General features: G+C 70.3%; 4 protein-coding genes. All 4 read left to right on the plus strand.

The annotated features are described in order from the left end of the window. Positions 1–1,968: type VI secretion system Vgr family protein (locus VFM98_RS10675; RefSeq protein ID WP_325109905.1), on the plus strand; the 1,968-nt coding region annotated here is incomplete at its 5' end. A 12-nt stretch (positions 1,969–1,980) separates the two neighbouring features. Then, a complete protein-coding gene (locus VFM98_RS10680) occupies positions 1,981–2,520 on the plus strand; it encodes a DUF6931 family protein (RefSeq protein WP_325109906.1) in 540 nt (179 codons plus the stop codon). A gap of 94 nt (positions 2,521–2,614) precedes the next feature. Then, positions 2,615–3,949: a type VI secretion system-associated FHA domain protein TagH gene (gene tagH, locus VFM98_RS10685; RefSeq protein ID WP_325109907.1), complete on the plus strand. Its 1,335-nt coding sequence runs from the start codon at positions 2,615–2,617 to the stop codon at positions 3,947–3,949. 221 nt (positions 3,950–4,170) lie between these two features. Continuing rightward, entirely contained in the window at positions 4,171–5,511 is a 1,341-nt protein-coding gene (gene tssK / locus VFM98_RS10690; RefSeq protein WP_325109908.1) for a type VI secretion system baseplate subunit TssK, read from the plus strand. Positions 5,512–5,659 lie beyond the last annotated feature (148 nt).

Here is a 5,659-nt window from a genome sequence, read left to right on the forward strand (position 1 = left end):
ACCGAAGACCTGCGCGCGCTGCTCGGTACCGGCATGGTGGTGACGATCGATCCGCAGGACGGCGGCCCGGTGCGGCACTTCCACGGCATCGTGGCCGAGGCCGAGCAGACCGGCTTCACCGAGATCGCCAGGGTGCACTACGCGACCTATCGTGCCGTGCTGGTACCCAAGCCGTGGCTGCTCACGCATCGGGTGAACTGCCGCATCTTCACCGCGATGAGCGTGCCGGCGATCATCCGGCAGGTGCTCAACGGCATCGGCTACGCGGACGTGACGCTGAGCCTGAGCGGCAACTATCCCGAGCGCGAGTACTGCGTGCAGTACCGCGAGAGCGACTTCAACTTCATCAGCCGGCTGATGGAGCAGGAAGGCATCTACTACTTCTTCAGCCACGCAGCCACCGCGCACACGATGGTGCTGGCCGATGCGCTGGGCGCGCACGCCGCGGCCAGCGGCCTGGACACCATTTCGTACCTGCCGCAGAAGATGGGCCGCCATGCCGGCACCATCAGCGAGTGGCGCGCGGTGCGCCAGGTGCATGCACTGCGCGTGCAGCTGACCGACTACGACCCGCTCGCGCCCAAGGCCTCGCTGCTGCAGACCCAGCTGCTCAACGACTCCGGCACCTATCACGACGTGGACGGGCTGGAGGTGTTCGACTATCCCGGTCCGCACGCCACCACGAGCGACGGCGGCCGCTATGCGCAGGTGCAGCTGGAGGCCCGCAACGCGCGCCACCATGCCTTCCACGGGCACAGTGATGCCTATGGCGTGAGCTGCGGCGCGCTGTTCACGCTGTCGGACTTCCCGCAGGGCGCGCTCAACCGCGAGTACCTGGTCACCGGCACCGAGATCGTGCTGTCCGATCCGGGTTACTTCGCCGGCGACGCCAGGGCCGCGGCGGACGCGGAGCCGTTTGCCTGCCGGCTGCAGGCGATCGCCTCCAACCAGCCGTACCGCAGCCTGCCGAGCACGCCGCGTCCGCGCATCGCCGGGCTGCAGACCGCGGTGGTGTGCGGCAGTGACACCGACGAGGACATCGCGGTGGACAAGTACGGCCGCGTGCAGGTGACGTTTCACTGGAACAAGCCGGACAAGCCCGACGCCAAGAGCTCGTGCCCGGTGCGCGTGGCCAGCCCCTGGGCGGGCAAGAGTTGGGGTGCGGTGAGCCTGCCGCGGGTGGGGCAGGAGGTGGTGGTGAGCTTCCTGGAGGGCGATCCGGACCGGCCGCTGATCATCGGCAGCGTCTACAACGCCGACAACATGCCGCCGTACGCACTGCCGGACAACAAGACCCAGTCCGGCATCAAGACCCGCAGCCTGCTCGGCGGCGCCGAGGATGCCAACGAGCTGCGCTTCGAGGACAAGAAGGGCGCCGAGCAGCTGTTCATCCACGCGCAGAAGGACATGCTCGAGGAAGTGGAGAACGATCACACGGTCACCATCGACCACGATCAGGTCAGCACGATCAAGAACGACCAGACGCTGACCGTGAAGCACGACCAGACCACCACGGTGGAGAACAACCAGACGCTCACCGTCAACAACGACCAGACCGAGACGATCAAGCACGACCGCAAGGTCACCGTGCAGAACGGCGACACGCTCGACGTCACGATGAACGGCACCACCGGCATCGGCCAGAAGTACAAGCTCACCGCCGGCACCGAGATCGAGCTGGTCACCGGCGCCTCCAGCCTCACCATGAAGAGCGACGGCACCATCGAGCTCAAGGGCGTCAACATCACCATCACCGGCAACGTGGGGGTGAAGGTCGAGGGCAAGGTGGAGGTCGGCATCAAGGCCGGCGCCACCATGGACCTGGGCGCCGGCGCCAGCCTCAAGGCGCACTCCGACGCCATGCTGGAAGTGGCTGGCAGCGCGATGACCACGGTCAAGGGCGCGATGACCTCGGTCAAGGGCGATGCCATGACCCAGGTGTCCGGCGGCATCATCATGATCGGCTGACGGGAGACGGATATGTCGGCAGTCATCCATGCCTCCGTGCAGATGGAGCTCTCCCCCGCCGCCAGCGCGCGGCTGCGCGCCGACATGGCGCCGCAGGCGGCCGTGCAGGCGCTGCTCGAGGCCGGCGAATCGACCGAGGCACTCAAGCTGCTCGCCCGGCTCTTGCCCAAGCGCTACGCGGTGGCCTGGGCGTGCCAGTGCGCCCGCGACCAGTCGCTGTCGCAGGAGGACCGCATGGGCGCCTCGCTGGCCGAGCAGTGGGTGCGCGAGCCCAGCGAGAGCAACCGCCGCGCCGCGTTCGAGTTTGCCCATGCGGGGGGCTACAAGGCGCTCGGCGCGTGGATCGCGGCGGCGGCCGGCTGGTCCGGCGGCAGCCTGGCGCCGGCCTCGCAGGAAACCGCGGTGCCACCAGCCGACCACCTCACCGCGCGCGCCACCGTCGCCGCGATCAACCTCATGGCGGCGCTGGAGCCGGCGCAGTTCGAGGCACGCCGGGTCGCGTTCATCCAGCGCGCGCTGGCGTTGCTGCAGGGGCAGGGAGGCGAGGCATGAGCGGCCGGCCGCGCCCGCCGGTGTCGCCATCCCCCACCGCGGTCGCGCCGATGCGCGGGGCCGGTGCGTTCCACCACGTCACAGGGAGCTGAGCGTGTCGACCATTCCGACCCTGCTGTTGGCCGTCACCGGCATCCACGCCGCGCAGTTCGGCAGCCGCAGCCAGAAGGCCTTCGAGGGCCGCGACGGCAGCATCGGCCGCTCCGAGGATTGCGACTGGGTGCTGAGCTCGGCCGGCGTGTCGCGCGTGCACGCGATGATCCGTTGCCTCAACGGCATCTATTTCATCGAGGACCGCAGCACCAACGGCATGCTGCTCAACGGCGTGCCGCTGGTGAAGGGCGAGCCCTCGGCACTCAAGCACGGCGACCGCCTGCAGATCGACACCTTCGAGGTGGCCGTCACCGTACAGATGGCCGCGCCGCCGGCGGCCGCGCCGGCGCCGTCATCGGCACCGACGCCGGTAGACATCTTCGCCACCTCGCCGCCGGCGGCGGCCGATCCGCTGGACGCCTTCCTGGATTTCGCCCCCGGCCCGTCCGCGCCGCTGGCCGACAGCGGGGCCGATGCCGGGCTGATTCCCGGCGCCGGGCCGGCAGCGGCCCTGGATCCGCTCAGCTTCCTCGATGCCCCGTTGGCGCCGGCGCCGGCCGCCGCGCCACCGGCGACACCCGGCTGGAACCACACCCCGGGCATGCAGGATCACTTCCAGCCGCCGATCACCGAGGCCCAGCGCCAGGCGCCGGCGCTGCCGGAGGACTGGGACCTGACCATGGGCGACTTCGCCCCGCGCCAGACCATCCCCGCGCCCGCGCCGACGCCACCCCCTGCGGTGGCCCCGGTGCCGTCCGCGCCGGTCGCACCGCCGGTACCGCCCGTCATGGCGGCGCCGGCAGCGTCCGGCGCGCTGCCGGACGAGGTGCAGCAGATGCTCGGCATCGTGGTCGATGGCGTGATGGACGTGCTGCGCGCGCGTGCGGAAATCAAGAACACCTTCCGCCTGCCGGTCACCATCATCCAGCGCTCGGAGAACAACCCGCTGAAGTTTGCGCCCAACGCGGACGAGGCGCTGCAGAAGATCCTCTCGCCGCCCAACGCGGCGTTCCTGTCCGGTCCGGCCGCGTTCGACGACGCCTTCGACGATATCCGCTGCCACCAGATGGCGATGCTCGCCGGCGTGCGTGCGGCGTTCGAGTCGCTGCTGGCGCACTTCAGCCCCGACCGGCTCGAACAGCAGGCCGACGGCGGCAAGCGCTCGGCGTTCGCCGGCAAGGGCAAGTACTGGGAGAAGTACCGCGAGCACTTCGAGGGGCTGGTGAAGGATCCGGACGACTGCTTCCGGCGCCTGTTCGGCGACGAGTTCGCCCGCGCCTACGAAGAGCAGCTGGCGCGGCTGAAATCCGCCCGCCGGGGTGGCGCACGACGCTGACCGTCGCGCGGTGACGGAATTCGCCCGCCGATCACGCACTAGCAAGACGACGGGGGAGCAAACGGTGGGCCGCGCAGGGCATGCGCCCGTCCACCGGCAAGGTGATGGCGCCAGCGCACGCCGGTCCGGCCGATGGCCGGCGCGGCCGGGCGGCACCACCCGCGACACGTTCCGCCCGCCGTGACTGCACCGCAGCCACCCCATCAGCAGATAGGCCGGACATGACGCAGAACAACAAAGTGGTGTGGAGCGAAGGGCTGTTCCTGCGGCCGCAGCACCTGCAGCAGCACGAGCGCTACGTCGAACGCTTCGTCGAGCTGCGCGCCGGCGCGCTGCGCCCGTACACCTGGGGCTTCACCGAGCTGGAGCTGGAAACCGACCTGCTGGCGGTGGGCAAGCTCGGCATCCGCCGTGCGCGCGGGGTGTTTCCCGATGGCACGCCGTTCGCGATGCCCGCCGACGACCCGCTGCCGGCGCCGCTGGAGGTCGATGGCAACTGGCGCGACCAGATTGTCTACCTGACCCTGCCGCTGCGCTCGCCGACCCAGCCGGACAGCGGTCGTCCCGAAGCGCCGGCGGACAAGCTGTTCCGCTTCCGCGTGCGCGAGTGCGAGGCGCGCGACGCATCCGGCAGCACCGATGGCACCGCGCTGCTGGAAGTGGGTGGCATGACCGCGCGCCTGCTGCCCGAGTCGCAGCCGCTGGAAGGGCTCACCCGGCTGCCGCTGGCGCGCATCGTCGAGTGCCGCTCCGATCGCCGGGTGATGCTCGACGAGGGCTTCATGCCCTGCGCGTTCCGCGTGGAGGCGGTGCCGCGGCTGGTCACCTTCCTCACCGAACTGCTCGGCCTGCTGCACCAGCGCGGCGAGGCCCTCGCCAGCCGCGTGGCGGTGACCGACCGCGGCGGCGCGGCGGAGATCGCCGACTTCCTGCTGTTGCAGGTGGTCAATCGCTGCCAGCCGCTGGTGGCCCACCTGGCCGAAGCGCCGCTGGTGCATCCGGAGGAGCTGTATCGCGTGATGGTGATGCTGGCCGGCGAGCTGGCCACCTTCACCGCCGCCGGCAAGCGCCCCAGCGCGTTGCCGCCGTATCGCCACGAGGCGCTGCGCGAGAGCTTCGAACCGGTGATCGCGGCGCTGCGCAACAGCCTGAGCGCAGTGATGGAGCAGACCGCCACGCCGATCCCGCTGCAGCAGCGCAAGTTCGGCGTGTGGGTGGCGGTGGTGCCGGATCTCACCCTGCTGGACACCGCCGCCTTCGTGCTGGCCGCCAAGGCGGATCTCACCTCCGAGGACCTGCGCCGGCAGCTGCCGGCGGTGTCCAAGATCGGCCCGGTGGAGAAGATCCGCGACCTGGTCAACCTGCAGCTGCCGGGCATCGGCGTGAGCCCGATGCCGGTGGCGCCGCGGCAGATTCCCTACAACGCGGGCTACCTGTACTTCGAGTTCGACAAGCATTCGCCGATGTGGCGCGAGCTGAAGACCTCCGGCGGCATCGCCTTCCATTTCGGCAGCGAGTTCGCCGGGCTGGACCTGCAGCTCTGGGCGATCCGGGGAGGCTGAGCGTCCGCATGGCCTCCGGATTTGCCACGTCGATCATTCCTCGCCGCCGCATCGGCGGCGGTCGCGCTCTTGCCGCGCATTCTTCCTACCGCCGCGCCGGCGCACCTGCGGATGTGCTCCGCGCGTGCCCCGGCGTCGACCATCCGCA

It is taken from the genome of Ramlibacter sp., assembly GCF_035706265.1.
GTDB lineage: Bacteria > Pseudomonadota > Gammaproteobacteria > Burkholderiales > Burkholderiaceae_C > Ramlibacter.

Bases quoted from the DNA above. Each gene is read 5' to 3' on its own strand.
- VFM98_RS10680 (WP_325109906.1), top strand. From the start codon at position 1,981: ATGTCGGCAGTCATCCATGCCTCCGTGCAGATGGAGCTCTCCCCCGCC.
- tssK (WP_325109908.1), top strand. From the start codon at position 4,171: ATGACGCAGAACAACAAAGTGGTGTGGAGCGAAGGGCTGTTCCTGCGG.